The sequence below is a fragment of the Variovorax sp. Soil_C_17 genome, from assembly GCF_057657265.1.
The window spans coordinates 44018-69846 of sequence record NZ_JBDGIT010000004.1 but is presented as its reverse complement, the minus strand read 5'-3'; the positions used below and the strand labels follow the sequence as shown (position 1 = coordinate 69846).

Here is a 25829-nt window from a genome sequence, read left to right as displayed (position 1 = left end):
TCCAGGAAGTTTTGGAACGTGAAGAAAGCCGTTAAAACTACCGGCGCCGCGGTCGGTGTTCAGACAGCGGGAGTCGAACGTTCGCCATCTTCCGAACCAGTGCGGCAGCACCCAGGCCCAGCAGGGCGGCCGCTGCAATTGCCAAGCCCCAGTCCGCCAGATGGAGCGGTCGCAGGTGAAGCGGGGCGCTGACGACTGGCCACTGGACCAGGATCACTGCCGATGCGGCCGTTGCGAGCGCCGCCCAGCGTGCGGGGGCCGAACGAAGCTGCGTGAGCGCCGAAGTCATTGCCGCGCTCATGAGGACAAGCACAGTCAAGGCCAGGGCGCGCGCGTGCTCGACGTCCTGGCCCACCCCGAGCGCATGGGCATAGCTCCAGATCAGGAGACTCGAGGCAACCGCGCCCAGGAGCAGCATGGCGCTCCATGCCGAAACGGAGAAGAACCGGGCGTGTCTGCCGCGCTCCACCGTGACGAGCCTGCCCGCAGACGGAAGCTCCTGGAATGCCAACATTGCTGTGGGGTGAATGATCAGTTCCAGCCAGTCCTCTGGCCGAGCCGCTGCCGGCGAGAACCAACCCTCAATGGGTTTGGCTCCAGACGCGCTACGCCAGCGCAATGTCGTACGAGCTCGCGCGCAAGTTCCTCGCTCTCAGCTTCACTGGCGCAACCGAACTTCCGGCCTCCAGCATTCGATCCAACGTGCAGCGGATCGGGGCCAAGCTCGAATCTGAGATGGCTGCGTCGGCATCCGAGGCGATCGATGGCGCGGACATCGTGCTCTGCGCCGCGCGCAGTTGCGGCGACGAGACGGTGGGCACGTTCATCCGCTGAACCACTTGGCAGGGACGGTGACCAGCGACGGGAACAGCACCATCAGGAACATGATGATGAACTCGGCCAGCATGAATGGCAGCACTCCCTTGGTCACGTCGTCCATCTTCATGCGGCCGACGCCGGCGACGACGTTGAGCACTGTACCCACCGGCGGTGTGATCAGACCGATCGAGTTGTTGATGATGAATAGAACGCCAAAGTAGACCGGGTCGATGCCGGCGGCCTTGATCACCGGCATCAGCACCGGCGTCAGGATCAGGATCGTCGGGGTCATGTCCATCGCCGTGCCGACGACCATGCACAGCACCATGATTGCGATCAGCAGCAGCGCCTGGTTGCCCATTAAAGGCTCGAGCAGCGTCGTGATCTTGCTGGGCAGGTCGGCGACGGTGATCAGCCAGGCGCTTACCATCGCGGCGGCAACGAGGAACATGATGACGGCCGTGGTCTTGGCCGCCGTGACGAAGACGGCGAACAGCTGAGAAAGCTTCAGCTCCCGGTAGATCACCGCGGCCACGAAGAAGGCGTACACCGCCGCAACGACGGCGGCCTCGGTCGGCGTGAACACGCCGAAGCGCAGGCCGACCAGGATGATCACAGGCAGCATCAGCGCCCACGTGGCTTCGCGCAGCGACTTGATGATCTCGGCGCTGCTCTTGCGCGGCGGCGGCACGATCTTCTCCTTGCGCACGAGGATCATCCAGGTGATCCACAGCGACGCGCCGATCAGGATGCCGGGAAAAATGCCGGCCAGGAACAGCTTGGATATGGACACGTTGGCGGCCACGCCGAAGATCACGAAGCCGATGCTCGGGGGGATCACCGGGCCGATCACGCCCGAGGCGGCGATCAGGCCGCCGGCGCGCGCCTTGTCATGGCCGGCCTTGACCATCATCGGCAGCAGCAGCGCGGTCAGAGCGGCAGCGTCGGCCACCGCCGAGCCCGACAGCGCCGACAGCAGGATCGCCGCCAGAATGGCCACGTAGCCCAGGCCGCCCTTGATGTGGCCAACCAGCGCCAAGGCGAAGTTGACGATGCGCTGGCTCAGGCCGCCGACGTTCATGATCTCGCCGGCGAGCATGAAGAACGGCACCGCCAGCAGCGGGAAGCTGTCGGCACCGTTGATCACGTTCTGCGCCAGGATCTGCGCATCGAACAGGTCCAGGTGGAACATCAGCGCGACGCCGCAGGCCAACAGCGCATAGGCGATCGGAATTCCCAGTGCCATCGCACCCAGCAGCGCGCCGAGGAAGATGGCAATGGTCATGACTTGTCTCCCTTGTGGGCGTCGATAGTTGCCGCAGCGCCGGCGTTCTCGCGAGCAAGCTCGGCCTGCAGCGACTCGAGCTCAGCCGCTTCTTCCGACTCCTTGACCATCACCATCTCGGCGTCGCTCAACTGGCCGCTGAGCGCCAGCCACAGCTCGTACAGCAGGAACAGGCCGGCGGAGACGGCAAAGACGATGCCGGCCGAATAGAGGATGGCCACCGACGCGCCGGTCACGGGTGCTTCGACCTCCCAGTTGATCCTCACCTGGGCGAGGCTCCCGGAGAACAACAGCCAGGTGATGTACAGCATCAGCACATGGCCGGCCACCAACAGGAGCTTCTTGCCTCCGGTGGGCAGGCGAGAGACCAGCATGTCGCTGCCCAGGTGACCGTGCTCCTTGAGCGCGACGATCGCGCCAAGGAAGGTCAGCCAGACGAACAGCCAGCGCGAAAGCTCCTCGCTGACGGTGATGCCGGAGTTGAGCGCGTAGCGCAGCACCACGTTGCCGAACACCAGCACCACCATCACCGCCAGCGCCAGGGCGATCAACACCTCCAGCAAGCGGCAATAGCCGTTGATGATTTTCTGCATCTTGTCTTCTACCGTCGACCAGCCGCGCGGCTTACTGCTTGCGCGCCTTCTCGATCTCGCCGTAGAGATCCTTCACCAGCGTGCCGCCGATCTGCGCGCTGTACTTGTCCACGACGGGTTGCACCTTGGCACGCATGCGCGCCACCTCCGCGGCAGGGATCTCGTTGATCTGCAGGCCCGTCTTCTTCAGTGACTGCAGGTATTGCTCGTTGAGGTCGCGGTTGGCCTTGCGCTGGTAGACCGCAGCCTCGGTGGCCGCATCCTGGATGACTTTCTTTTCGTCGCCCGAGAGCTGGTCCCAGAACTTCTTGCTCAGGATCAGGACGAGCGGTGAGTACTTGTGCTTCGTGACGCTCAGGTACTTCTGCACTTCATAAAACTTGGAGCTGTCGACCGTGCTGTACGGGTTCTCCTGCCCATCGACCGCTTTCTGCTCCAGCGCGGAGTACAGCTCGGGAAACGGCATGGGCACCGCGTTGGCGCCAAGCGCGTTCCAGGCATCGATCGACACGGCGTTCTGCTCCACGCGGATCTTCAACCCCTGGATGTCCTCGATCTTCGTCACGGGACGCCGGCTGTTGGTCAGGTTGCGGAATCCGTGCTCGAACCACGACAGGCCGATCAGGCCCTTCTGGGGCAGCTTGTCGAGAAACATCTTGCCGATGGGGCCGTCGACGACGCGATCGACTTCCATCTCACTGTTGAACAGGAACGGCAGGTCGAGCGCGGCGAAATCCTTGATCACGCCGACGAGCTGCGAGCTCGCCATGGCCGACATCTCGACCGTGCCGCCCTGGATGGACGAGATGATCGCGACCTCGCCGCCGAGCGTGGCATTGGGGTAGACCTTGACCTTCATCTTGTTGCCGCTGTGCTGGGCCACGAGATCGGCGAACTTCTGCGCCCCCAGGCCATGCGGGTGCTTGATGTCGTAGATGACCGCGTACTTGATCGTGCGTTCCTTGATGTCCGCTGCCAGGGCGCCGGTCGCGCCGGCCACGAGCAGCGTGCCCAGCAGGCTGGCCGCGAGGGTCTTGAGCTTCACTTTGTTCATCACTGTCTCCTTGTTCAAGTCGTTTACAAGCCGCGTGCGCCGGAGGCGAGGAAGCCTCCGTCGACGGGCAACGTGACGCCGCTGGTGTAGGCAGCGTCGTCGGATACCAGGTACATCACCGCCGCAGCGATCTCGCCCGGCGTGCCGTAACGGTTCATGGGAATGGCGTTGCAGTACTCCTGGCGGAACCGTTCGGTGTGCAGCTCACGGGTCATGGGCGTGTCCACCGGGCCTGGCGCCACGGCGTTGGCCGTCACGCCGTGTTCGGCCAGCTCCACCGCCATCTGACGCGTCAGGGCGATCACGGCGCCCTTGGAGGTGCCATAAGCAGTGCGACCCGTGCCCACGGCGCGCATGCCCGCCACCGAAGCGACGTTCACGATGCGCCCCCACCCGTGGCGCACCATCAGCCGAGCCGCATGTTGCGAGCACAGAAGCGTGCCGGTGACGTTGACGTTCATCGTCGCGACGAAGTTGTCGAGCGGGAACTCGAGGAACGGGAACACCTTGGCGATGCCGGCGCTGTTGACGAGCACGTCGCAGCGGCCATGGCGCTGCTCCAGCTCGGCGAAGGCACGAGCCACGGACTGCGCATCGCCCACGTCGATGGCTTGTGCTTCGGCCTGCCAGCCTTGCGCACGCAGCTCGGCCGCCGTCCTTTCGGCCGCCGCGGTGTCCCGGTCGGCCACGACGACCGTCATGCCGGCCGCGGCCAGCCTCTGGCAGACGCTGGCGCCGATGCCCAGCGCGCCGCCGGTCACGAAGGCGACACGCGGCGGGGAAGTTGCTTGTTGCATGCTGCTTTGCTCCTGTTTGTGTTGAATCACCCGGTCATCGAGCGCTCAGGCGGGCAGAGCGCTGCCCTTGAGCGCCTTGACGAAGTAGTCGGCGGCGCCCATCTGCCCGCCCTTGAGCGCCAACTCCAGACCTTGCAGGTGAGGTGCGCTCGACAGCAGCCGGCACAGCGGCGCACCGGGCGCCAGCCTGGCGCGGATCTCCAGCGCATCGGGGGCCAGAACCTGTGTGACACGGCTGGAGGTGTCTCCACCGGAGAGCACCAGCCGGCGCAACGGATGCGCACGTACGATGGCATCGACCACCTCGCCCAAGCGGTCACTGACCAGCCGGCCCCCGTGATGCCGGGCCGCATCGGCGCTGTAGCCCTGGGCCTGCAGAGACTGGATCAGCGCATCGATGCGCGCGTCGTCGGGACCGCGTGCGGTATGCAGCACGACGCTCGCGCCCGTGGCCAGGGCATCGAGCACTTGGCGCACCAGCCGCTCCACGGCTGCGCCGGCTTGCGACGCGGAGCTCAGGGCCTGCACATCGGCGGCGACCTCCCTGAAGCCTGCCTCGACGGCCGCCTGGATCTGCGTGGCGCTCAGGCGCGAGGCACTGCCGGAGACCACCAGCACCTGATCCACCGGTTCGAAGTGGCTGTAGTGGTCCGCAGCCCTCAACGGGGCAGGGGTGGCGGCAGCGGCCTGCGCGTCCTGCTGTTGCCAGTGCTGGGTCAGCCCGTACTCCACGCCGGAGCCGCCGACGACGAACAGCGGCGACGCCTGCGCCGAAGCCATCTGCTGCAGGCATTCGCCGGCCTGGGTCAGATGCAGATCGTCCAGACCATCCAGCACGACAGCACGGCACGAACCCGCCAGGGTCGTCAGCTGCTCGGCGATCGAGCCCCAAGAGGCGTCGAAGCGGGTCAGCGGCAGGTGGCCGATGGCCAACGTCGTCTGCTGGCCGAGGTGGCACGCCAGATCGGACTCGTGCATCGGCGTGACCGGGTGCACGCTCATGATCGGATGGCGATCGATCCGGTACACCTGCCCGTCGGTACCGGAGCGTGCGAAGAGGTGCCCGAACAGGCAGTAGCGGCCCAATGCGGGAGTCGCAGCCACGATGGGGATCAGCGGCTGCGCGAAGGCGTCGCGCGCCAGCTCCATCACGTGGCCGATGCTGCCGGTGGCCGGTGCGCTGTCGAAGGTCGAGCAGACCTTGTAGTGCACCAGCGGCGTCGGTAGCGAGGCCATGGCGTTGAACACGTTCGGCAGGTAAGCGTCCAGCTCCTCGTTGGTCATGGCACGGGTGCTGCCGGCCACACCAATGGCGTCGAAGCCACCCAAGGCTTCCATTCGGGCCGGCGTGGGCACCGACAGGAACAGCGCGCAACGCAGTCCGCTGAAGGCCAGGACTTCCAAGGCGTCGGTCGAGCCGGTGAAGTCGTCGCCGTAGAAAGCCAGGCGCAATGGCCTGGTCGTGCGTTGCTCAGGCATCGCGTTTCCCTCAGCGTCCTGCGAAGTGTGACAGGGCCTTTTGCAGCGCCGGGTGGGTACGGGCATACGCCTGCAGGTCCACACCCTGCATGGCGGCATCCCAGGCTTCGCGCATGCTATTCACGCCGGCGGCGATGCCGTCCGGGTGGCCGATGATTCCGCCGCCGGCCAGATGCATCAGGTTGGCCGAGCGCAGTTCCCGGTACATGTCCGGCGCCTGCGAGGCCCATTGCCCCGAAGAAAAAACTGGCATCACGGGCTCGAGGCCGGCGAAGTCCGAGAGGCAGGCTCGGGCCGAGTCCAGCACCGACTCGTCTGGCTCCCAAAACTTGCTGCGCAACCCGTTGACGTGCAGCTGGTCAATCCCCGCCAGCCGCCACAGCTTCTGATAGGCCTTGAATGAGAAGCCCAGGCCCGGGTGGCGAGTGAACGCGCCCCAGCCATTGCGATGACCGTGGATGGGCAGCTTCGCATGACGGCGCAGGTGCTCCACGGCGGCGAAGCCGACCCAGTTGATGCTGACCATCACGCAGGTGCCGCCCGCTTCCAGCACCGCGTCATGCCGGCGCAGCATCTCGTCGATCGAACCCGAGATGTTGATCGCGTACATCGGCATGCGGCCCACGCGATCTGCATGGCGGCGCAGCACCGGCATGACCGCCTTCAGCCGCTCGTCAAAGGGCGCATAGGGCGGGTCGGCGATCAGCTCGTCGTCCTTGATGAAGTCGATGCCGGCTGCGCACAGGTCGTTCACCAGATCGGCCGTCTGCTGCGCAGTCAGGCCGATACTGGGCTTGATGATGGTGCCGATCAGCGGGCGCTCGAAGACGCCCGCCTGGCGCCGTGTGCCCTCGATGCCGAATGCCGGCCCGGGAAACTGGGCCGCGTAGTCCGCAGGCAGGTCCAGGTCGAGCAGCCGCAGCGCGGTGACCTCCCCCAGCTCGAACAGATTGCCCGCGATCGTGGCCAGCAGCGTTGCCAGATTGACGCCGACGTTGGCAACGGGGAAGGCAATCTCGATTTCGGCGCGGTGAAACACAGCGGGATTGCCATGGCGCGCCACGAAGGCACTCTGCAGCGTGGGCTCCGACGCTGGCGGCAGCGGATCGATGCGGACAACACGGGCTCGTGAACGCTCCTTGAGCTGCTCTGTCTCGCCCGGTAGCGAAAGGAAGGTGCCACTGGACTGCTCGCCGGCGATGACCTCGGCCACCTGTCCCGGAGGGGCCGAGCTTTCGACGAAATAGCGTGCGCGGAACTCGGCGCGTGAAGCAATCTGAGGCGTCATAGGGCTGTGAGGATTTGGCTTCGTTCGATGCGCCTGCCAGATGGGGCCTGGAAGGCATCGACAGAGGGAATGCTAGGGACAACGCCGGTGCGCCGCAAACGATATGATTTCGCGCCGATGTGAAGAAAACTAACCTGATGGGAGGGGAAACCCTGAGGTCGGTTTCGTCTTCTAGGAGCACCTGACATGAGCCTTGACCGCTTGTCCCTGAACGCCTTGCGCGCCTTCGAGGCGACGGCGAGGTTGCGCAGCTTCAGCGCTGCGGCTGAGGAGTTGTCGGTGACACACGGCGCGGTGAGCCGCCACATCCGTATGCTGGAAGACGCAACGGGGTTGCCATTGCTGACGCGCACTGCACATGGCACCGAACCGACTGCCGAGGGCCAACGCTTGGCCGAAGGTCTCTCCCGAGGGTTTCAGTTGATTCAGTCGAGCGTCGCGTTGCTCAAGCCTGGACCACTGACCTTGTCATGCTCCGACTCGATCATGATGTACTGGCTCCTTCCTCGGCTCTCGGGTTTTCAGGAAGCCAACCCGGATGTCGAACTGCGCTTCAACATGGGCTATGGGCCCGTGGACTTTGTGCGCGACGGCATCAGCGTGGCGATCCGCCTCTCGACCATCGAAGCGCCTAAGGACGTCATTCGTAACGGGGCTGTCGTCGAATGGATCGGCCCGGTGTGTTCGCCCGCTTATCTGCGGACCATTCGACTGACTTCGCCGGCCGATTTGCCGCGTGCGCGACTGATGGTCTCGCGCACACGTCCCCACGTCTGGGACGACTGGAGCCATGGGGGCGGCATCGAGCTCGGGTCACTTCCAATCGCCGAGTCCTTCAATCACTTTTACCTATTGATCCAGGCCGCAAAGTGCGGCCTTGGGATGGCCAACGTCCCACGCATGCTGGTGCACGATGACTTGAGCAGTGGAACCCTGGTCGCCCCGCTTGGGTTTCTGCCCGGTCCCAACAAGCTTTCCATCTGGGTAGCGCCTCACCTAAGCCGCCGCTCGGACACTGTCAGGCTCGTAGATTGGTTGACCGACGAGCTTCGCATGTCCGAACGTTGAGCGAATGGGTGCGCCTTTGCAAGAACTTCGATCAGATCCTCAAGGTGATCGGGCGCAACGAACTTCGGCGAACTCGAGATCTCCCAGCTCTCCGAGACATGCGACATCACCGGCACAATCTCCAGGGCCGAAGGGGCAGAGCGTCTTTGGCACTTCGCGACACCGCGTCACACAAAGTGCGGAAGACCCCTCTTTTCTACACCTCACGGCAGCACTACGCGGCCAGCGGCAACGCCCCGCGCGCGGTCTATCTGACACTGTGGTTCGAGAGCCGCTGGGACATGGACACCCTCCACGCGCAGGCCCTCAACGAAGCCCAGCACGCCCGCGTCTGGGTCGCGTCCCTGGAGCGCGAGTGCGAGGGCCTGCACGGCGTGATCCGCGCTTATGCAAATGCGCAGCGTCGGTCCTCGCGCATCCCGCTCACGCTCGAGCGCCAGTAGCCAGACAGGCCTCACGAAGCAAATGGGCTGCCACTTGAGCCCCAACTCGTTCCATGTGGCCGTAGCCCATCAGGACTTCGTCGGTGTCGCCGCCGAAGTCGCCGACGGTTTGCAGCGCGACACCCCGCATTCGCAGCTCCTTGGCCAAGCTCCGATCCAGCTCTTTGCGCCCGAACGTCAAGACGAGGTGGAGGCCGCCTTCCGTGCCGCGCACCTGCAGCTGAGGACACGATTGGCGGATGGCAGCAAGTAGACGGTCACGTTGAATGGCGTGGTGACGCCTGGCGCGCCGCAGGTGTCGCTGGAGCTCTCCGGAAACAAGCATCCACTGCAGAGACACCTGAACGGGCCAACTCGCGTGCAGGCCCTCCCTGGCGATGGTTGACGCCAGTGCATCCACCACGCGCTGGGGCGCGGCGATGAACCCGATCCTCAACGCGGGGCTGATGGACTTAGCGAACGTGCTGACCAGGACTGTCTGGCCAGGAAGGGACGCGGCCAGTGGCGCGTGGTTCTGGCCCTCGTAGATGAATTCATGGTCGTACTCGTTCTCGACGACAAGCGTTCCCGACTTTGAAGCGAGAGCCGCCAGTTCCGCGCGGCGTAACCCGGAGAGTCGCCCTCCCAACGGATATTGATTCGCTGGCGTCAGATGGAAGACGCTCGGAGCGGCGCTCGCGAAGGCCTTCCTGATGACGGCTCCTTGCTCGTCGACAGGCACCCGCACGATGGTGCCGCCAGTCGACTCGAACGCGGCCAATGCACGCGGATAGCCGGGGCTTTCCACAGCGCAAAGGTCGCCCTGTCGCACAAGCGTCCGCGCAAGCAACTCCACGGCGCTGCCAGCGCCCTGAGTGATCACGATGTGCGTCGCTTCGTGTTGCGTGCCGCGGTGCCGGCGCAGCCATGCGGCGATTGCTTCGCGCAGTGTCATCAACCCTTGCGGGTCCCCATACCCCGACGGGGGAAGATGCCGGCCTGCCTCGCGGCACGCTGAACGCCACACGTCCAAGGGCAGCAGTTGAGTGCCGCTCCGGCCCAAGCGCCAGTCTTGCGAAACCGCCGCGGGAATGGCAGGCCTGGACGACAGGCGCCGCACGACCCGAGGCGGCGAAGCCGTTGGCTGCAGCACGGTCTTAGCCTGCCGTGCCACGAAAGTGCCGAGCCGACCGCGGCTTTCGAGCAGACCTTGCGCGGTGAGCTCGGCGTACGCGTCCACTACCGTGTTACGGCCCAGGCCGAGCTGATGCGCGGCATCCCGAGTCGGCGGCAGCCTGGAGCCGGCAGTCAGGCGGCCATCGCGTATCGCGTGCGAAAGCGCCAAAGCCAACTGCGCGTTTCGAGCTTGGGAAGTGTCGGCCATCTCCAGCGTCGGGAGCACGGAAGCTGCGATGTTCGGCATCAGTTTGGTTGCTCAATCTAGGGAGAAATTGGAGCTTATCAAACAACCAATGGACGCGCAGACTTCGGGCATGCAGATCCGTGTCATTGCCGATGATTTCAGCAGCGCGACTGACGCGCTGGCCACGTTCGCCCAGCGCGGGTGGCCCACCCGCGTGGTGTTCGACGACGGGGTATCCACTCCGCAGGCCTCGGAGGTCTGGAGCACGGATACCGACAGCCGGGCGCTGGAAGACTCCGCAGCCGGTGCGCGTGTCGCTACTTGGGCGGAGCGCTGGCGCGAGGCGGACATCCTGGTCAAGCAGTTCGACTCCACGCTCCGCGGTCCGGTCGCCTTCGAAGTAATGGCCGCGTGGAAGGCCAGCGGGCGCCGGAAGCTGCTTGTGGCGCCGGCCTTTCCGGCAGCGGGGCGCTCGACCGTTGGCGGTGAGGTGCGGGTGGACGGGGTGCCTGTGGCCGACACGTCGTTCTCACGGGACCCCTTGACGCCGGTGCGAGTCAGCAGCGTCCCCCAGTTGTTCGCCGGGCTGGGTCAGCCATTGCATGTCGCGCACGATGCCGCTGAAGCTGTCCGCCTGCTTGGCACAGTCGATGCGGTCGTGGTCGACGCGTCAACCGAAGCAGACATGCAGGCACTGGTCCTTGCGGGCAGGCAGATGGACGACGTCGTGTGGGCCGGCTCGACCGGGCTCCTGCGGGCGCTGGCGCTGGCACTGCCCGGTCGGCATCAGTCTGCGCCCCCCTTGAAGAGCGCGCAGCGGCCCGGGGTGGTGGTCGGCAGCTTCAACCCCCGGTCGCGTGCCCAGCTGCGGCATGTCCAGCCATCCGGCTCGCTCGTCTGGTCTACGCCGGACGAGGCAGGTTCGTCAAACTCCCTAACCGATGAACTCGTGGAGAAGGTAAGCGATGCGGTGCTCGCGGGTCGCTGCGATGGTCTGGCGGTTACCGGAGGTGAAACGGCCAAGCACATCGCGAGGCGGCTGCAAGCCTCGGACATTGCGGTCGTGGGGGAAGTGGAGCCGGGCATCCCGCTGTGCCTGATGCGAACGCCGAAGGGCGAGATCCCACTGGTCACCAAAGCCGGAGGCTTCGGAGACGAAGATGTTTTCGAGCGTTGCCTGCAGTCCTTGAGAGGAACGATCTGATGAAGCCCGTTGTGGTCACCTTTGGGGATGCCGCAGGCATCGGCCCGGAGATTATTGCGAAGACATTCGCCGATACCGCGTTCATGGAAAAGCACCCTGCCTTCGTCGCAGGCGACCTGGGCCTCTTGAAGCAAGCCGCCTCCCGCTGGGGTTCCTCGGTGCTCGTGGAGCCCATCTCCGCCCCCGAGGAGTACAAGCCCGCCGCCGCGCGGATGCAGGTAGTCAGCCTGAGTGCCTTGCCCGGGGATCTACGCCACGGCCAAGTCAGCGCGGCGGCCGGCGCGGCGGCTTTTCAAGCCATCCGCCAATCCATCGAATGGGCAAACGAAGGACGCGTGAGCGCCATCTGCACCGCGCCCATCCACAAGGAGGCGCTTGCTGCCGCCGGCGTGCCTTACCCCGGGCACACCGAGATGCTCGCCGATCTTTCCGGTACCAGCGACTACGGAATGATGCTGGCCAACCCACACCTGCGCACCTTGCTGGTCACGGTGCACTGCTCGATCCTCGACGCGGTGCGCAAGCTCAGTGTCGAGCGCGAACTGCAGGTGATCCGCCTGGCGTATCGAAGCCTGCAGAGCATGGGGATCGCGCAGCCCCGTATCGCGGTAGCCGGTCTGAATCCCCATGCCGGGGAGGGCGGCCTCTTCGGCTCCGAAGACATGGAACTGATCGCGCCGGCGGTATCTCAGGCCAGGCAAGAGGGGATCGACGCGGTCGGCCCTCTCCCCGGGGACACGGTGTTCATGCAGGCCCGCAAGGGACGCTTCGACATCGTCGTCGCGCAGTACCACGACCAGGGATTGATCCCCGTGAAGCTTCTTGGCGTGGAGGACGGTGTGAACGTCACGGTAGGTCTTCCCTTCGTGCGGACAAGTCCCGACCACGGCACCGCATTCGATATCGCGGGGCAAGGCGTCGCCGATCCATCGAGCCTCAAGACCGCGCTGGCCACTGCTCACCAACTCGCTCGCAGTTCTTCTGCGGCAGCCATTTGAAGGAAAACACATGTCGCACTTCGTCTTCATGCTCACGAAAGAGGACCGCACCGTCCCCGACGCCGCCAAGATCTACGCGGGCCTCGCGCGCACGCCACTACGCTACATCGGGTTCAAGGACATTGGCCTACCCGTGGCGGAGCTGGTGTCCCTGGCCGCCGCCATGAAGCGGGACGGTAAAAAGGTGATGCTGGAAGTGGTGAGCACGAGCCGCGAAGCGGAGATGCGCTCGGTAGAGGCTGCTCGCGAGATCGGTGTGGACTACCTGCTGGGCGGCCGCCATGCGGAAGAAGCGGTTCGTATCCTGAAGGGCACGGACATCCAGTACTTCCCGTTCGCGGGCCACACCGAAGGCCATCCCACGCGCCTGGTGGGCACCGTCGACGAGATCGTAGACGACGCCCAGCGGCTGGCCGCGCTGCCCGGCGTGCACGGTCTCGACTTGCTGGCCTATCGCTTTGCCGGCGACGTGGAACATCTGGCGGCCCGCGTGGTGCGGGCGGTCAACGTTCCCGTTCTCGCGGCGGGAAGCATCGACAGCAACGAGCGGGTTCAAGCCATGCGGCGCTGCGGCGTGTGGGGCTTCACCGTGGGCAGCGCCGTCTTCGACGGGGACTTCCTGCACGAACCCGTGCCCCAGCAAATCGAGAACATCCTGCAGTTGGAAGGCGTCACGGCATGACGCAGCGTGCGCGGCAGCCCTGAGCTGCTGCGCATGCGTTCACCAAGGCCACGCTATCCGGCGCCCGTGCGCCTGAGCGCACGCGCGCTCGTAGATGAGGCGCGCCACCGTCAGATCCTGCAGTGCCAGACCCGTCATATCGAACACGGTGATGTCGCTGGCCGTGCGCGAGAACGGCGCCTCGCCCAGCAGCAAGGAGCCAAGCTCCACGCAGGGCGTTTCACGCGCCCACTGCATCTCTCCCAGCTGCAGCGCCTGCTCTCGGTCATCGACCACCAGCCGTGCGCGTTCCAGCACGCCCGGCGGCAGTTCGCACTTACCCGCGGTGTCGGCGCCCACGCAGTTCAGGTGAGTTCCAGGGCGCACCGCGCTGGCGTCGAAAAGCGGCCCTCCGCCCGGCGTCGCGGTGATGACGACATCGCTCTCGGCCACGGCACGGTCGGCATCTCGTGCGCAGTGTATGTCGCACTGGTCCGCGAACAGGGCCTCCAAGGCGGGATCGGCATTCCGATCGACGGACACATACCAAACAGTGGCAATGCGGGGCAGTACGCGCAAGGCGAAGCGCAGTTGCGAGCGCGCCTGCACCCCGGTGCCGAAGACCGTGAGGCGCGTGCTGTCCTGCCGGGCGAGTTTTTCCAGCCCCAGGCCACCCGCCGCGCCGGTGCGGACCGTGGTGATGGCATTGCCGTCGATCACGCACAGCGGCCGGCCCGTGGCCGGGTCGAACAGCAGAATGGTCGCCTGATGCGGCTCGCCGCCCAGCTCGCGGTTGTGCGGCCAGAAACCAGCAGCTTTAAAGCCCAGCAAGCCCTGCGAGGGCACGTCGCCGGACTTGATGCCGAACACGCCGCCGGTGGAGAGCTTCTCGCGCACCAGCGGAAAGACGCGCCCTTCGCGCCGCCCGTGCAGCACGAAAGCCTCACGCACCGCCTGCGTGACCTCGGCGGGCGTGAGCAGCTGCTCAACTGCGCCCTTGTCCAGCAGGAGGAGGGTCGCCTCGGAAGGATGGGATGTCATGCTTGCCCGCCGCCGCTATTGCCAGCCACCAAACCGCGGCCACTGCGCTTCCACCTTGCTGGAGCTGCCCCGCACCACGTGATAGTGCCCATGCTGCGCGGCCGTCGCGCAGGCGTGATTCGGCAGGATACGAACGCGGTCGCCGATGACCAGCTCGGGCAGCACGCCGCGCAGTTCCGCGCCATCCGCCAGGGCGCGGCCGATGTCGATCAGGCGCTGCCTATCGTCGGGACGCACACCCGAGCGATGGCCATCGCAGTCGATCTCGATGAGGGCGGGGATGCGCGTGCCCGCGTCGCGCGAAGCACGCGCCCCCGCTTGCGCCTGCTCCACCGTGTCGAGCACGACGGCCACGTCGACACCCTTGGCGCGGAGCGCCAGCACCTGGGGCAGCTTCGTGGGCACGATGCCCACCGCGTAGATGATGTCCCGCACGCCGGCGGCCACGAATTGCTCTGCTTCCTTGAGGGTCGAAACGGTGGCCGGACCCGCCGGCGAGCTCATCACGCGCCGCGCGACCTCCACCGACTTGGCGGTCTTCAGGTGCGGGCGCAGCGCCACGCCCCGGCCGTCCAGGCGATGGCGCAGCCGCGTGATGTTGCGCTCCATGCGGTCGGCGTCGAGCACCAGGCAGGGCGTCGCCAAGTTCTTCAATCTGATTGCTGTCATAGCAGTCTGGGTGTGTTCCATTTCAGCTCGCTACGTTCACAGGTTGCCTTGGCACAGGTACTTGGTGTGCATGTAATCTTCTAGGCCCCAATGTGAGCCTTCACGTCCGTAGCCCGATTCCTTCACGCCGCCGAAAGGTGCGCTCGGTGCCGAGATCGCGCCTTCGTTGATGCCGACGATGCCGGTCTCCAGGGCCGACGCCACGCGCCAGATGCGGCGCACGTCATTGGAATAGAAGTAACCGGCCAAGCCGAACGGCGTGTCGTTGGACAGCGCAATCACTTCGGCCTCGCTTCCGAATCGGAACACCGGCACCACGGGGCCGAACGTCTCTTCGCACGACAGTTCCATCTCGCGCGTGGCATCGATCAGCACGGTGGGCGCGTAGTAGTTCGGTCCCTGCGCGATCTCGCTGCGCACGCGATGGCCGCCGACCACCGCCTTGGCGCCCTTGGCCATGGCATCTTTCACATGCCGCTCGATCTTCTCGACCGCGCGGCCATTGATCATCGGGCCGATCTCCGCCTCGGGCGAGGTGGCGGGGCCCACCTTGAGCGCGCCGACGCGGGCGGCGAGCTTGTCCACGAAGCGGTCGTGCACCGCGTCGTGCACGTAGACGCGGTTGGGGCTCACGCAGGTCTGGCCGCCGTTGCGGAATTTCGCAGCCATCAGGCCTTCGACTGCGGCAGCCACGTCGGCGTCTTCGAAGACGATGAAGGGCGCATTCCCGCCCAGCTCCAGCGAGAGCTTCTTGAGCGTGCCCGCCGATTCGCGCGCCAGCAGCTTGCCCACCTGCGTGCTGCCGGTGAAGCTGATCTTGCGCACCCGGCCGTCGGCCAGCCACACGCCCACCACTTCCGGGGTGCGTTCGCGCGACGCGGTCACGATGTTCAGCACGCCTGGCGGAACACCGGCCTGCTCGGCCAGCTCGACCAGCAGCAGCGATGTGAGCGGCGTGTCCTCGGCAGGCTTGGCTACTACGGTGCAGCCGGCGGCCAATGCAGGTGCGATCTTGCGGGCGATCATGGCGGCCGGGAAGTTCCAGGGCGTCACCACGGCCACCACGCCGACGGCTTCCTTCAGGACGAAGAAGCGCTTGCTCGCCACCGGGGCCGGGATCATCTCGCCATAGGCGCGCACGGCTTCCTCGGCGTACCACTCCACATAACCGGCGCTGTAGGCGACTTCGCCGCGGCCTTCCGCCAGCGGCTTGCCCTGCTCGCGCGAGATCAAGGCGGCAATGGCTTCTGTGTTCTGCACGATGAGTGCGTGCCAGCGCTTGAGCACCTGGGCACGCTCCTGCGCAGTCTTCGACTTCCAGCTCGCCAGCGCAGCCACGGCGGCATCGACCGCGCGCAGCGCGTCTTTCGCGCCGCTGTCCGGCACTTGCGCGACGAGGCTCTCGTCGGCCGGGTTGCGCACGTCGAACACGCGGCCGTTCGTGGCAGGCTGCCATTGGCCATGGATGTGGTTCAGTGTTTTCATGTCAGGTCAGCGGTTGTGCGTCGCCTAGAAGTCGGCGACCTTGCCCCAGGCCGAGTCGTCGAACCGGCAGGGGTGATAGGGACGGGGATCGACGATCGGCGCGGCGTCCATGGCCAGGTCCGCAATCAGACGGCCCGCGCCCGGTCCGATGCCGAAGCCGTGCCCGGAAAAGCCCGCCGCCAGGATGAACCCCGGCACGGCAGCCACCTCACCGATGGCCGGAACGCCATCCGGCGTGCAGTCGACGAAGCCGGCCCACGTGTGCGTGACCTGCGCCGGGCGAAGTTGCGGCAGCAGTTCCACGGCACGGCGATGCGTTTTTCTCACTGTGGGTAGGTCGGGTTTGGGGTCGAGGATGCGCACCCGCTCCATGGGAGTCGGCGCGTCCAGCCGCCACCGCTTCAGCGTCTCGTGCCCGCCGCGGATGCCTTCCAGGCCGCCGGGGATCATGCTGCGCCAGCGCTTGGCGAACATCGGAACGAAATGGGTGGCGAACCGCATGAACTGCGGCGTCACGTCTACCCGCGCGCGGCCGCTGATGGCCAGCGCATAGCGTCCGTCGGTCCGGCGGGTGACCGAGACGTCTTTGGTGAAGAGAGCATCGGGCAAGGCGCCATCCACCGGCGACACGCTGAGGATGGTCTGCCGCACCGAAGCCTGCGGAAACCGGATGCCGAGCTGGCGGCAGAAGGACGACGCCCAGGCCCCGCCGGCCATCACCACCGTCCGGGTCTGGATGACTCCGGCTTCGGTCACCACGGCACTGACGCGGCCGCCTTCCAACTCGATGCCGCGCGCGGCGCACTGTTGGAGCAGCTTGCCCCCCAGCTTCATGAACGCGCGGGCGACGGCCGGGGCCGCCTTGGCCGGATCGGCCGTGCCATCGCTGGGAGAGAAGACGCCGCCCTTCCACGTGCGTCCCGTCGCTTGTCCGCGCTGGGTGGCCTGCCGGCCATTGAGCATGATGGAGGTGACTCCCTCGCCCTTGGCGAAATCGCGCCAGTTCGCCCAGTGAGCAAGCTCCGCCTCGTCGTTGCTGAGGTAGAGCAGCCCGCAGCGGCGAAAACCCGTGTCTTCTCCGGTTTCGGCGGCGAACCGGTCCCAGAGGTCCAGGCTCTTGCTGGCCATCGGCAGTTCGCGCGCGTCGCGGTTCTGCTGGCGGCACCAGCCCCAGTTGCGGCTGGATTGCTCGGCGCCGATACGGCCCTTCTCGACCAAGGTCACCGAGAGGCCGCGCTGCGCCAGGTAGTACGCCGCGAACACGCCGACGATGCCTCCGCCGATGACGACGACGTCCGCTGACGCCGGCGGCGTGCGAGGGGTCTCGACGTGCTGCAGGGGAGGAGCCATGGTCAAGCGGGCAGGTGGGTCAGGCCTGGGGGGTCTGGGTGGCGTAGAACTTCGCCACGCGCTCGTGGCTTTCCCAGCCGATGGATGCGCCCAGAGGGACGAAAAGCGTGTCGCCGGTAGCGAGGGACAGCGCGCTGCCGTCCGGCGCTGCGAACCGCACGCTGCCGGCCACGAGGTGCATGAACTCGTTGGAGCGGTGCGGGCGGACGATGCGGTGGTAGGGGGTGGAGTCCCAGGTGCCCGATGTGAACTGCACGGCGTCCTCCGTGAAGACGTTGTCGCTGCGGCATTCCGGGGCCGGGCCGAACAGCACTTCCGGCGGAAGCGATCGCGAGGGTTTGAAATCGGCGTCAGCGCGCAACCGGGCGACGCCCATACGGGTGGGCCTTGCGCAGGCGGCCGCGCAGAAGGACATCTGCACGCGGGAGCTGGCCTGGACGCGCAGCGAGGTGCCGCATCCGATGACCGCGCCCGTGTGGGGGCCCAGCAGCAGCGGCGCCGCACCCGCTGCCGTGAGCGTCAGTTCGCCCTCCACCACGACGAGCGTTTCGACGTGGGGAAAGCTGGCGATGTCGAGGTCACCGTTGAAGTTGATGCGCCCCGCGGCCATCGCGTCGGGTCCTTCCCACGCGATCTCGCGATGTCGAGCGAACGGATCGTCCTTGCCGAACGCGGCCTGGCGGAACGAAGTGGAAACGGGGGTGCCGTTGGCGCGATGCAGCACGAGGGCCACGGTCATGATTGCTCCTGCGCGTTGTGCGCTGTGGTTAGTGGAAGCCGAGAATGGCCTTGGTTTCGAGGTACTCCTCCAGCCCTTCGATGCCGTACTCGCGCCCGTTGCCGGAGCGCTTGTAGCCACCGAAAGGCGCATGGGGGCTCCAGGCCGGATGATTGATGTGCACCTGGCCGGAGCGGATGCGCGCGGCGACGGCGCGTGCAGCCGCGAGGTTCTTGCCCTGCACGTGCGCACCCAGGCCATAGACGGTGCAATTGGCGATCTCCACCGCCTCGTCGACGCTGTCGTAAGGGATCACCGCCAGCACCGGACCGAAAATCTCCTCCTGGGCGATCTGCATGTGGGGACGTACCGAAGAGAAGATCGTCGGCCGGCAGTAGAAGCCGCGCGCCAAGCCTTCCGGCCGGTCCGGGCCGCCGCACACGAGCCGCGCGCCTTCGGCGATGCCGATGGCGATCATTTCCTGCACCCGGTTGAACTGAGCCCGGTTCGCCACCGGCCCATGCGTGGTCTGCGGAGAGCGTGGATCGCCGACCACGAAGCTTGCCACCGCTTCGGCCGCGATGCGTTCGACCTCCTGGAGTCGCGCTCGGGGGACGATCATGCGGGTGGGAGCACTGCACGATTGGCCGACATTGCGCATGCCGGCGGCGACGCCCAAAGGAACCGCATGCGCGAAGTCCGTGTCCGGCAGCATCACATTGGGCGACTTGCCGCCGAGTTCCTGTGCCACGCGCTTGACCGTCGGCGCGGCCGCCTGGGCCACCAGCACGCCGGCCCGGGTTGAGCCGGTGATCGAGACCATGTCCACGTCGGGATGGCTCGACAACGCGGCGCCCGCCTCCGGGCCATTGCCGCTCACGAGGTTGAACACGCCTGGCGGCACGCCGGCGTCGTGCATCAGTTCGGCGAAGAGCAGGGCGCTCAGCGGCGACAGTTCGCTGGGCTTGAGCACCACGGTGCATCCCGCGGCCAAGGCCGGCCCGACCTTGGCGGTGATCTGGTACAGCGGCCAGTTCCAGGGAGTAATGAGGCCGCACACGCCGATGGGCTCGCGCAGGATGGCGACGTCACCCCGGTGCGTGAGGAACGGGTAACTCATCGCGTTGTCGCGGGCGACGCGAACGTGCTCCGCTGCGACAGGAACCTGCGTGCCGCGCGCGAACGACATCGCTGCGCCCATCTCCAGCGAGATCGCCTGCGCGAATTCCTCGGCCCGCTCGAGGATGAGCGCATGAATGCGATCGAGGATTGCGGCGCGCTCCTGGGCCGCGCTCACCGACCAGGCGGCGAACGCGCGCCGTGCCGCGGCCACCGCCACGGCGACGTCGTCCGCATCGCCGAGCGCAATCTCCGTCACGGCATGCTCGGTGGACGGGTCGACGATCGCGGCGCGGGCGCTGCCGTGGGGCAGCACCCATTGCCCGTCGATGAAGAGTCGGTTCAACCGGCCCGCGCTGTCGAGCCGCTTTACCACGACGGCGGATGTCGTCCTATCGGGGGAGGGAATCATGGGTTCGCAGTATCGAAACACCATGTCATGCGGTCAAATACCAGTTGCGCCGCTATTAATGCGAATCTGATATGAGTTGAACTGGCTGCCTGCGCGCTCGACGGCACGGAAAGCGGCACAGAGTTTCATATCGAGCATGAATGAATGACGCCAAAGTTTTTATTGGATCGCATGGTTGCGCCGGACCATACTCGCCCCCACTCAAAACTCCCGGAGCAGGCGAAGTGCAGAAAGTGGTAGACCTCCGCAGCGACACGGTCACGCAGCCGACGCGCGCCATGCGCGAGGCCATGATGGCCGCGCCGCTCGGAGACGACGTGTTCGGCGAGGACCCCAGCGTCAACACGCTGCAGGACAAGATCGCGTCCATGCTCGGCTTCGAGGCGGCGCTTTTCGTTCCGACCGGCACGCAGAGCAACCTGTGCGCCGTGCTCGCGCATTGCCAGCGCGGCGACGAGTTCATCACGGGGCAGCTGCAGCACTGCTATCGCTGGGAAGGCGGCAACGCGGCCGTGTTCGGCGGGGTGCAGCCGCAGCCGATCGCGCACCAGCCGGACAAGACGCTCGCGCTCGCCGATATCGCGGAGGCGATCAAACCGGACGATCAGCACTTCGCGCGCAGCAGGCTGCTGGCGCTGGAGAATACGCTGATGGGAAAGGTGATCCCGCTGGACTACATCGCGGAAGCGACCGCCCTGGCGCGCAGCAAGGGACTGGCGACGCATCTCGACGGCGCGCGCTTGTTCAATGCGGCCGTGGAGCAGGCCCGCCGCACCGGCAGCGACGCCACGGCGGAGGCGAAGAAGATCGCGCAGCACTTCGACACGGTTTCGGTGTGCTTCAGCAAGGGGCTGGGCGCTCCGGTGGGTTCGGCCCTTTGCGGCTCACGGGAGCTGATCGCGCGTGCGCGGCGTACCCGCAAGATGGCGGGCGGCGCGATGCGGCAGGCGGGCTTCCTGGCGGCCGCGATTTCGCATGCGCTGGACCACCATATCGACCGGCTCGCGGAGGACCACGCGCTCGCCAAGCGGCTGGCCGAAGGCTTGCGCGGCATCGAGGGCCTGCAGGTCGAGGAGCCCGACACCAACATCCTGTTCGTCGACCTCCGCGGTCCGGCGCGCGACAAGTCGGACGAACTGTTGGAGGCGCTCAAGCGCGAAAGCGTGCTCGCCTGGGGGCTGTATCGCTTGCGCTTCGTCACCCACCTGGGCGTGGACGCCGAAGGCATCGACCGCTGCATTGCGGCGGTGCGGAGGTTCTTCCATGCCTGACGCACAGCATCTCGTTGCGCTGCACCTGCGCCCGTTCGAACCGGCCGACGTGCGGCAAGCGCAGGCGTTGTCCAGCCAGCAGAACTGGGCACATCGCGTCGAGGACTGGCAGTTCGCGCTGTCGCTGGGAGCGGGAGTGGTGGCCGAGCGCGATGGGAAGGTGATGGGCACCGCTCTGTCATGGAAATGGGGCGCGGACTGCGCCACCATTGGCCTCGTGATCGTCGCGCCCGAGTTGCAGGGGCAGCGTATCGGCAACCGGATGATGCAGGCTCTGCTCGAGAACCTTGCACCGCGCCATGTGCTGCTGCACGCCACGGAGGCAGGACGCGGCCTGTATGAGCGGCTGGGTTTTGTCGCCACGGGCGAAGTCGCCCAACACCAGGGCGTGTTCGCGCGGTTGCCGCAGCCGTTGCGTCGCGAGGGTGACCGCCTGCGGCCGCTCAAGCCGGGTGACGTCGAATCGCTCATCGCCATCGACGCCGGGGGCACGGGCATGCTCCGCACCGAATTGCTCCGGCGCGCCTTCGCGGAAGACAGAGCCGTCGTCCTGGAGCGGGACGGCGAAACCGCCGGCTTCGCCGTGCTGCGGCGCTACGGCCGCGGCCAGGCGATCGGGCCCGTGGCGGCGCCGGATCTCGAAGCCGCGAGTCTGCTGATCTCGGACTGCTGCGGGCACGTGGACGGATTCTTGCGTATCGACGTGCATGCCGATGGCGGCTTGTCACAGTGGCTTGAGATGCAAGGGCTGCCGCGAGTCGGCGGCGGCACCGTGATGTTCCGGGGCCGCGCCCCCGACCGCGGCCCGGCACACGGCGGCTGGGCCATTTTCACCCAGGCGATCGGCTGACCTTCTTGTGCGCGGCGTTCTGGCTGCCGCGCACCACGATTCGCAGCGCCTCGACGAAGTCGGCGACCAGCGCCTGCTCCGGCTGCTGGTGCGCCCGTATCAGGTGGCAATCGAAGTAGATTGCCGGTTCGAACTCCAGCGAGTGCACTCCCGCGAGACCGAGGTCGCTGAGCACCGCCGGGTTCACGATGCTGAGTCCGAGGCCGCGCGCCACCATGGCGCACATCGTGGTGGCCAGCGTTGTCTCGATCTCCAGCTTGCGGACTTCGGGAACGAACACGCTGTCGATGGCCGCCCGCACCACGTCCGGGGGCGAGGCCGAGATGAACGACTCGCCGGCCAGGTCCGCCGGAACCACCTTGCGCCTGCGCGCCAGGCGGTGTCCCTTCGGCACGATGCAGACGGCGCGCTGCGAAAGGACGAGTTCGCTGTCAACCTCCTGCGGCAGGGCGACGTAGGCGGACAGGCCCAGGTCGTAGTACCGCGACGATACCCCCTTGCAGATGGTCGCTGAATCCGCCGTGGTGACCACCACAGGCACGTGCGGGCGCATGCCGCGGAAGACCTGCAGGACGCGCGGCACCGGGTTGATGCCCAGCGCGGGTGTGACGGCGATCCGCAGGCCTTCGACACCCAGCGTGCGGATGCGCTCCGCTGCCGCGCTGATGGACTGCAAACCCACGTAGACGCGGTCCACTTCCTTGAGCAGCGCGTGCGCCTCGGGAGTGGGGACGACCCGCAGGCCGACGCGCTCGAACAGCTTCATCTGCGTTTCGCGCTGCAGCAGCGCGATGGCCCGGCTCACATTGGGTTGCGATGTGTGCAACTGCGTCGCGGCCAGCGTCATCGAGCCCGTGTGCATGACGGCGCGGAAGCATTCGATCTGTCGGAAGTTCATATCGGCTACGTATGGGTCGGGCTGAAACTTGTATTTGACCGCATGAAGGCCTGTTTCGATACTTCGGGCAACCCAGTACTTCAGCGTGACCGCAACAAGGTTTCCAATGAACGGTGTGAACACCCCTTTGCCGCGCTTCGTCCGGCTCGCCGAAACCGCACGCCGGGAAATCCGGCTGTGGATCGACGGTCGGCCCACGGCGGCTCTCGAGGGCGACACGCTGCTGGTCGCGCTGCTGTCGAACACGGGGCACCTGCGCCACTCCGAGTTTTCGGACGGAGTGCGCTCCGGCTTCTGCCTGATGGGCGCTTGCCAGGATTGCTGGGTGCGCGACGAGCAGGGCCAGCGCATCCGCGCCTGCAGCACGCCGGCCATTGACGGCATGCGCATTCTCACTTCCGCCCAGGAGGCCGAATGGGCCAAGCTCGCGTAGTCATCGTCGGCGCCGGCCCAGCCGGGGTCCGCGCAGCGCAGGCGCTGGCAGAAAGCGGCGTCCGGCCTGTGGTGGTGGACGAGAGCCGCCGCGACGGAGGCCAGATCTACCGCAGGCAGCCCGAGGGATTCAAGCGTCCCTACGCGAAGCTGTATGGAACCGAAGCGGACAAGGCGCAGGCCTTGCACCGCAGCTTCGAGCAGCTGCGTGACCGCATCGACTGGCGTGCCGAGACGCTGGCGTGGCATCTTGAGCCCCGTTCGTTGCACGTCGTGCGTGCCGGCAAAGCCGAGGTCCTGCCGTTTGACGCCCTGATCGTCTGCAGCGGCGCCACCGACCGGCTGATGCCGGTGCCAGGCTGGGACCTGGCCGGCTGCTACAGCCTGGGTGCCGCGCAGATCTCGCTGAAGTCGCAGGCTTGCGCGATCGGCCAGCGCGCCGTGTTCATGGGCACCGGCCCGTTGCTCTATCTCGTCGCTTCCCAGTACCTGGCCGCAGGTGCACGGGTGGAGGCAGTTCTGGATACCTCGGCCTCCGCGCTGCGCCTTCGCGCGCTGCCCCGGCTCGCCACCCGCCCGGCCGTCCTGCTCAACGGCTTGAAGCTCGTGGCCTCGCTGCGCATGGCGGGAGTGCGCGTGATGACCGGGGTCACGCCCGTCGAGATCAGCGGCTCGCCGCAAAGCGGCGTGAGCGCCGTGCGGGTGCGCGACGGCCGCGGCCGCGAACACGCTTTCGAGTGCGATGCGGTGGCGCTGGGGTACCACCTGCGGTCGGAAGCGCAGCTCGCGGATCTCGCCAAGTGCGAATTCCGGTTCGACCCGGCGTCGCGTCAGTGGCTGCCCCGCATCGACGAGGATGGCCGCAGCAGCGTACGGGGAATCTACCTCGCGGGCGACGGCGTGCGCCTGGCCGGCGCCGACGGCGCCGAAGCGGCTGGGCGCCTCGCGGCACTGGCGTGCCTGGCCGACCTGGGCATCAAGCGCAGCGAACCGGAAGTTGCCGAGCTGCGCGCCACGCTGCAGAAGATGGAGCGCTTCCGCCAGGGCCTGTTGCAGGCGTTTCCCTGGCCGCACCAGGCGGCGGCCGTGTTGCCGGACAGCACCGTGGTCTGCCGCTGCGAAGTGGTCACCGCGGGGGAGCTGCGCACCACCGTCAAGGAGCTCGGTGCCTGCGAAATCAATCGCGCCAAGGCCCTGTGCCGCGTGGGCATGGGCCGCTGCCAGGGCCGCTATTGCGGACACGCCGCAGCAGAAATCGTGGCGCATGCCGCCGGGATCCCGGTGGAGCAGGTCGGGCGCATCCGCGGGCAGGGGCCAGTGAAGCCGCTGCCGATTTCAGCGCTCGCCATGGGAGGTGCCGAATGAGCGGCAAGCAACTCGCCGCGGACGTCGTCATCGTCGGCGGTGGCATCGTGGGCGCGGCCAGCGCCTTCTTCCTGCGCAAACGCGGCTTGTCGGTTGTGTTGCTGGAGCGTGGCCTGGTCGGCCAGCAGGCCAGCGGCGTGAACTTCGGCCACGTGCGGCGGCAAGGCCGGTTCCTGCCGCAGCTGCCGCTGGCGCATCGCTCGCGCGACATCTGGGGGCGCCTGCCGGAACTGATCGGTCACGATGCGGAGTTCATCGTGAGCGGCAGCATCAAGGTGGTGTACGACGAATACGGCGTCGCGGCGATCGAGCAATACGCGGCCGATGCGCGCCCCTGGGGACTCGACCTGCAGATCCTCGGCAAAGCCGAAGTCCATAAGCGTTTTCCGTTCTTCGGACCGGACGTGATCGGCGGGTCGTACTCCCCGAACGATGGCCACGCCAATCCCCGCCTGGCGGCACCGGCGTTCGGCCGCGCGGCGCGCAAGGCCGGCGCGACCATCGTGGAAAACTGCGAGGTGCTGGACATCCATAAGGACGCGCTCGACTTCCATGTGGCCGCCAAGGACGGGACAACCGTCACGGCACCCATTGCGCTGGTTTGCGCAGGCGCCTGGGCCGGCAAGTTCAGCGAGGGCTTCGGGGAGCCGGTGCCCTTGGTGCAGCGTGGTCCCACGATGGGCGTCACCGAACCGATGCCCTACGGCATCGTGCCGGTGGTCGGCGTCACGAGTTCGAACCCCGCCGACGACATGTACTTCCGCCAGGTCAAGCGCGGCAACATCGTCTTTGGTGGCAGCGTGCGCAATGAAGCGCACCTGGATGAGCGCCGCGCCCAGCCCAGGCCGGCCAACACGCTGCTGCAGCTGCCGCACCTGCGGCGCATCGCCCCGGCGCTCGCGAACGTCCACGTACTGCGCACCTGGAGCGGCGTCGAAAGTTACTTCCCGGACGATCTCCCGGTCATGGGATCCAGCCAGCGCGTGAGCGGCCTGTACTACGCCTTCGGCTTCTGCGGCCACGGCTTCCAGACGGGGCCGGGCGTCGGCGATGTGATGGCGGAACTGATCGACCGGGGCGCCACGGACATCGACCTGGCGCACTACAGCATCCACCGATTCGCCGCCACCGCTACCGCACTGCAGCCGGAATCCGCAACCGCCTAGTTACCCAGCAAACCTACCAAGG

General features: G+C 66.8%; 26 protein-coding genes. 11 read left to right on the top strand and 15 right to left on the bottom strand.

Annotated features, from left to right (window positions below; all coding sequences use genetic code 11):
• Positions 1–37: 37 nt before the first annotated feature.
• The gene (locus AC3A6Y_RS20360; RefSeq protein WP_487870040.1) at positions 38–619 is read right to left on the bottom strand and encodes a cation transporting ATPase C-terminal domain-containing protein; all 582 of its coding nucleotides are present in this window, start codon (positions 617–619) and stop codon (positions 38–40) included.
• Here AC3A6Y_RS20360 and AC3A6Y_RS20355 point away from each other — a divergent pair.
• A complete protein-coding gene (locus AC3A6Y_RS20355) occupies positions 619–834 on the top strand; it encodes a hypothetical protein (protein WP_487870039.1) in 216 nt (71 codons plus the stop codon). The genes AC3A6Y_RS20360 and AC3A6Y_RS20355 overlap by 1 nt on opposite strands.
• Here the strand turns inward: AC3A6Y_RS20355 and AC3A6Y_RS20350 are convergent.
• The 6 genes from AC3A6Y_RS20350 to AC3A6Y_RS20325 are packed head-to-tail and all read right to left on the bottom strand — an operon-like array spanning position 824 to position 7315.
• On the bottom strand, positions 824–2104 hold the full coding sequence (locus tag AC3A6Y_RS20350; protein ID WP_487870038.1) for a TRAP transporter large permease subunit: 1281 nt from the start codon (positions 2102–2104) through the stop codon (positions 824–826). The two genes, AC3A6Y_RS20355 and AC3A6Y_RS20350, sit on opposite strands and share 11 nt — an antisense overlap.
• Positions 2101–2697, bottom strand: coding sequence for a TRAP transporter small permease (locus AC3A6Y_RS20345; protein WP_487870037.1), 597 nt, complete (start codon positions 2695–2697; stop codon positions 2101–2103). The genes AC3A6Y_RS20350 and AC3A6Y_RS20345 overlap by 4 nt, the downstream gene beginning before the upstream one ends.
• A 31-nt stretch (positions 2698–2728) precedes the next feature.
• Positions 2729–3751, bottom strand: a complete 1023-nt coding sequence (locus tag AC3A6Y_RS20340; RefSeq protein ID WP_487870036.1) for a TRAP transporter substrate-binding protein — start codon at positions 3749–3751, stop codon at positions 2729–2731.
• A 23-nt stretch (positions 3752–3774) separates the two neighbouring features.
• A complete protein-coding gene (locus AC3A6Y_RS20335) occupies positions 3775–4548 on the bottom strand; it encodes an SDR family NAD(P)-dependent oxidoreductase (RefSeq protein WP_487870035.1) in 774 nt (257 codons plus the stop codon).
• A 45-nt stretch (positions 4549–4593) separates the two neighbouring features.
• A complete protein-coding gene (locus AC3A6Y_RS20330; RefSeq protein WP_487870034.1) occupies positions 4594–6027 on the bottom strand; it encodes a four-carbon acid sugar kinase family protein in 1434 nt (477 codons plus the stop codon).
• Positions 6028–6037: 10 nt separating this feature from the next.
• The gene (locus tag AC3A6Y_RS20325) at positions 6038–7315 is read right to left on the bottom strand and encodes a ribulose-bisphosphate carboxylase large subunit family protein (RefSeq protein WP_487870033.1); all 1278 of its coding nucleotides are present in this window, start codon (positions 7313–7315) and stop codon (positions 6038–6040) included.
• A gap of 186 nt (positions 7316–7501) precedes the next feature.
• Here AC3A6Y_RS20325 and AC3A6Y_RS20320 point away from each other — a divergent pair, with 186 nt between their 5' ends.
• Both AC3A6Y_RS20320 and AC3A6Y_RS20315 read left to right on the top strand, forming a co-directional pair.
• Positions 7502–8383 carry a LysR substrate-binding domain-containing protein gene (locus AC3A6Y_RS20320; RefSeq protein ID WP_487870032.1) on the top strand — a complete coding sequence of 294 codons (882 nt, stop codon included), beginning with the start codon at positions 7502–7504 and terminating at the stop codon, positions 8381–8383.
• A 176-nt stretch (positions 8384–8559) separates the two neighbouring features.
• Complete coding sequence (locus AC3A6Y_RS20315; RefSeq protein ID WP_487870031.1) at positions 8560–8826, top strand: hypothetical protein; 267 nt, start codon at positions 8560–8562, stop codon at positions 8824–8826.
• Here the strand turns inward: AC3A6Y_RS20315 and pdxR are convergent.
• On the bottom strand, positions 8807–10228 hold the full coding sequence (gene pdxR, locus AC3A6Y_RS20310; RefSeq protein WP_487870030.1) for a MocR-like pyridoxine biosynthesis transcription factor PdxR: 1422 nt from the start codon (positions 10226–10228) through the stop codon (positions 8807–8809). The two genes, AC3A6Y_RS20315 and pdxR, sit on opposite strands and share 20 nt — an antisense overlap.
• A gap of 49 nt (positions 10229–10277) precedes the next feature.
• Here pdxR and AC3A6Y_RS20305 point away from each other — a divergent pair, with 49 nt between their 5' ends.
• From AC3A6Y_RS20305 to AC3A6Y_RS20295, 3 genes are read left to right on the top strand one after another with little or no spacing between them, the layout of a single operon-like run.
• Entirely contained in the window at positions 10278–11372 is a 1095-nt protein-coding gene (locus tag AC3A6Y_RS20305; RefSeq protein ID WP_487870029.1) for a four-carbon acid sugar kinase family protein, read from the top strand.
• Positions 11372–12370 carry a 4-hydroxythreonine-4-phosphate dehydrogenase PdxA gene (pdxA, locus tag AC3A6Y_RS20300; protein WP_487870028.1) on the top strand — a complete coding sequence of 333 codons (999 nt, stop codon included), beginning with the start codon at positions 11372–11374 and terminating at the stop codon, positions 12368–12370. The genes AC3A6Y_RS20305 and pdxA overlap by 1 nt, the downstream gene beginning before the upstream one ends.
• A gap of 10 nt (positions 12371–12380) precedes the next feature.
• Complete coding sequence (locus tag AC3A6Y_RS20295) at positions 12381–13052, top strand: 4-hydroxythreonine-4-phosphate dehydrogenase (protein WP_487870027.1); 672 nt, start codon at positions 12381–12383, stop codon at positions 13050–13052.
• Positions 13053–13091: 39 nt separating this feature from the next.
• Here the strand turns inward: AC3A6Y_RS20295 and AC3A6Y_RS20290 are convergent, their stop codons facing one another.
• From AC3A6Y_RS20290 to AC3A6Y_RS20265, 6 genes are read right to left on the bottom strand one after another with little or no spacing between them, the layout of a single operon-like run.
• Complete coding sequence (locus tag AC3A6Y_RS20290) at positions 13092–14072, bottom strand: ornithine cyclodeaminase family protein (RefSeq protein WP_487870026.1); 981 nt, start codon at positions 14070–14072, stop codon at positions 13092–13094.
• A gap of 15 nt (positions 14073–14087) precedes the next feature.
• Positions 14088–14741, bottom strand: a complete 654-nt coding sequence (locus tag AC3A6Y_RS20285; RefSeq protein ID WP_487870025.1) for an alanine racemase — start codon at positions 14739–14741, stop codon at positions 14088–14090.
• A 36-nt stretch (positions 14742–14777) separates the two neighbouring features.
• Positions 14778–16226, bottom strand: coding sequence for an NAD-dependent succinate-semialdehyde dehydrogenase (locus tag AC3A6Y_RS20280; RefSeq protein ID WP_487870024.1), 1449 nt, complete (start codon positions 16224–16226; stop codon positions 14778–14780).
• Between the two features lie 24 nt (positions 16227–16250).
• Entirely contained in the window at positions 16251–17576 is a 1326-nt protein-coding gene (locus AC3A6Y_RS20275; protein ID WP_487870023.1) for an NAD(P)/FAD-dependent oxidoreductase, read from the bottom strand.
• A 19-nt stretch (positions 17577–17595) separates the two neighbouring features.
• Entirely contained in the window at positions 17596–18315 is a 720-nt protein-coding gene (locus AC3A6Y_RS20270) for a cupin domain-containing protein (RefSeq protein WP_487870022.1), read from the bottom strand.
• Positions 18316–18343: 28 nt separating this feature from the next.
• Positions 18344–19825 (bottom strand): aldehyde dehydrogenase family protein, encoded by a 1482-nt coding sequence (locus tag AC3A6Y_RS20265; RefSeq protein ID WP_487870021.1) that lies wholly within the window; start codon positions 19823–19825, stop codon positions 18344–18346.
• A 224-nt stretch (positions 19826–20049) separates the two neighbouring features.
• Here AC3A6Y_RS20265 and ltaE point away from each other — a divergent pair, with 224 nt between their 5' ends.
• Both ltaE and AC3A6Y_RS20255 read left to right on the top strand, forming a co-directional pair.
• Positions 20050–21096 (top strand): low-specificity L-threonine aldolase, encoded by a 1047-nt coding sequence (ltaE, locus tag AC3A6Y_RS20260; RefSeq protein WP_487870020.1) that lies wholly within the window; start codon positions 20050–20052, stop codon positions 21094–21096.
• Positions 21089–21946, top strand: coding sequence for a GNAT family N-acetyltransferase (locus AC3A6Y_RS20255; RefSeq protein ID WP_487870019.1), 858 nt, complete (start codon positions 21089–21091; stop codon positions 21944–21946). Before ltaE ends, AC3A6Y_RS20255 begins: the two co-directional genes overlap by 8 nt.
• On the opposite strand, the gene AC3A6Y_RS20250 is transcribed toward AC3A6Y_RS20255, so the two are convergent.
• Positions 21927–22844 carry a LysR substrate-binding domain-containing protein gene (locus AC3A6Y_RS20250; RefSeq protein WP_487870018.1) on the bottom strand — a complete coding sequence of 306 codons (918 nt, stop codon included), beginning with the start codon at positions 22842–22844 and terminating at the stop codon, positions 21927–21929. The two genes, AC3A6Y_RS20255 and AC3A6Y_RS20250, sit on opposite strands and share 20 nt — an antisense overlap.
• 106 nt (positions 22845–22950) lie before the next feature.
• Between AC3A6Y_RS20250 and AC3A6Y_RS20245 the strand changes: the two genes are divergently transcribed.
• From AC3A6Y_RS20245 to AC3A6Y_RS20235, 3 genes are read left to right on the top strand one after another with little or no spacing between them, the layout of a single operon-like run.
• Complete coding sequence (locus AC3A6Y_RS20245; protein WP_487870017.1) at positions 22951–23277, top strand: (2Fe-2S)-binding protein; 327 nt, start codon at positions 22951–22953, stop codon at positions 23275–23277.
• The gene (locus AC3A6Y_RS20240; protein WP_487870016.1) at positions 23259–24641 is read left to right on the top strand and encodes an FAD/NAD(P)-dependent oxidoreductase; all 1383 of its coding nucleotides are present in this window, start codon (positions 23259–23261) and stop codon (positions 24639–24641) included. The genes AC3A6Y_RS20245 and AC3A6Y_RS20240 overlap by 19 nt, the downstream gene beginning before the upstream one ends.
• Positions 24638–25807, top strand: coding sequence for an NAD(P)/FAD-dependent oxidoreductase (locus tag AC3A6Y_RS20235; protein ID WP_487870015.1), 1170 nt, complete (start codon positions 24638–24640; stop codon positions 25805–25807). The genes AC3A6Y_RS20240 and AC3A6Y_RS20235 overlap by 4 nt, the downstream gene beginning before the upstream one ends.
• Positions 25808–25829: the final 22 nt, after the last annotated feature.

What these genes read in the sequence shown, in the direction of transcription:
- AC3A6Y_RS20355 (WP_487870039.1), top strand. Translation starts at nt 619, where the DNA reads ATGTCGTACGAGCTCGCGCGCAAGTTCCTCGCTCTCAGCTTCACTGGC.
- AC3A6Y_RS20350 (WP_487870038.1), bottom strand. Translation starts at nt 2,104, where the DNA reads ATGACCATTGCCATCTTCCTCGGCGCGCTGCTGGGTGCGATGGCACTG.
- AC3A6Y_RS20345 (WP_487870037.1), bottom strand. Translation starts at nt 2,697, where the DNA reads ATGCAGAAAATCATCAACGGCTATTGCCGCTTGCTGGAGGTGTTGATC.
- AC3A6Y_RS20340 (WP_487870036.1), bottom strand. Translation starts at nt 3,751, where the DNA reads ATGAACAAAGTGAAGCTCAAGACCCTCGCGGCCAGCCTGCTGGGCACG.
- AC3A6Y_RS20335 (WP_487870035.1), bottom strand. Translation starts at nt 4,548, where the DNA reads ATGCAACAAGCAACTTCCCCGCCGCGTGTCGCCTTCGTGACCGGCGGC.
- AC3A6Y_RS20330 (WP_487870034.1), bottom strand. Translation starts at nt 6,027, where the DNA reads ATGCCTGAGCAACGCACGACCAGGCCATTGCGCCTGGCTTTCTACGGC.
- AC3A6Y_RS20325 (WP_487870033.1), bottom strand. Translation starts at nt 7,315, where the DNA reads ATGACGCCTCAGATTGCTTCACGCGCCGAGTTCCGCGCACGCTATTTC.
- AC3A6Y_RS20320 (WP_487870032.1), top strand. Translation starts at nt 7,502, where the DNA reads ATGAGCCTTGACCGCTTGTCCCTGAACGCCTTGCGCGCCTTCGAGGCG.
- pdxR (WP_487870030.1), bottom strand. Translation starts at nt 10,228, where the DNA reads ATGCCGAACATCGCAGCTTCCGTGCTCCCGACGCTGGAGATGGCCGAC.
- AC3A6Y_RS20305 (WP_487870029.1), top strand. Translation starts at nt 10,278, where the DNA reads ATGGACGCGCAGACTTCGGGCATGCAGATCCGTGTCATTGCCGATGAT.
- pdxA (WP_487870028.1), top strand. Translation starts at nt 11,372, where the DNA reads ATGAAGCCCGTTGTGGTCACCTTTGGGGATGCCGCAGGCATCGGCCCG.
- AC3A6Y_RS20295 (WP_487870027.1), top strand. Translation starts at nt 12,381, where the DNA reads ATGTCGCACTTCGTCTTCATGCTCACGAAAGAGGACCGCACCGTCCCC.
- AC3A6Y_RS20290 (WP_487870026.1), bottom strand. Translation starts at nt 14,072, where the DNA reads ATGACATCCCATCCTTCCGAGGCGACCCTCCTCCTGCTGGACAAGGGC.
- AC3A6Y_RS20285 (WP_487870025.1), bottom strand. Translation starts at nt 14,741, where the DNA reads ATGACAGCAATCAGATTGAAGAACTTGGCGACGCCCTGCCTGGTGCTC.
- AC3A6Y_RS20280 (WP_487870024.1), bottom strand. Translation starts at nt 16,226, where the DNA reads ATGAAAACACTGAACCACATCCATGGCCAATGGCAGCCTGCCACGAAC.
- AC3A6Y_RS20275 (WP_487870023.1), bottom strand. Translation starts at nt 17,576, where the DNA reads ATGGCTCCTCCCCTGCAGCACGTCGAGACCCCTCGCACGCCGCCGGCG.
- AC3A6Y_RS20270 (WP_487870022.1), bottom strand. Translation starts at nt 18,315, where the DNA reads ATGACCGTGGCCCTCGTGCTGCATCGCGCCAACGGCACCCCCGTTTCC.
- AC3A6Y_RS20265 (WP_487870021.1), bottom strand. Translation starts at nt 19,825, where the DNA reads ATGATTCCCTCCCCCGATAGGACGACATCCGCCGTCGTGGTAAAGCGG.
- AC3A6Y_RS20255 (WP_487870019.1), top strand. Translation starts at nt 21,089, where the DNA reads ATGCCTGACGCACAGCATCTCGTTGCGCTGCACCTGCGCCCGTTCGAA.
- AC3A6Y_RS20250 (WP_487870018.1), bottom strand. Translation starts at nt 22,844, where the DNA reads ATGAACTTCCGACAGATCGAATGCTTCCGCGCCGTCATGCACACGGGC.
- AC3A6Y_RS20245 (WP_487870017.1), top strand. Translation starts at nt 22,951, where the DNA reads ATGAACGGTGTGAACACCCCTTTGCCGCGCTTCGTCCGGCTCGCCGAA.
- AC3A6Y_RS20240 (WP_487870016.1), top strand. Translation starts at nt 23,259, where the DNA reads ATGGGCCAAGCTCGCGTAGTCATCGTCGGCGCCGGCCCAGCCGGGGTC.
- AC3A6Y_RS20235 (WP_487870015.1), top strand. Translation starts at nt 24,638, where the DNA reads ATGAGCGGCAAGCAACTCGCCGCGGACGTCGTCATCGTCGGCGGTGGC.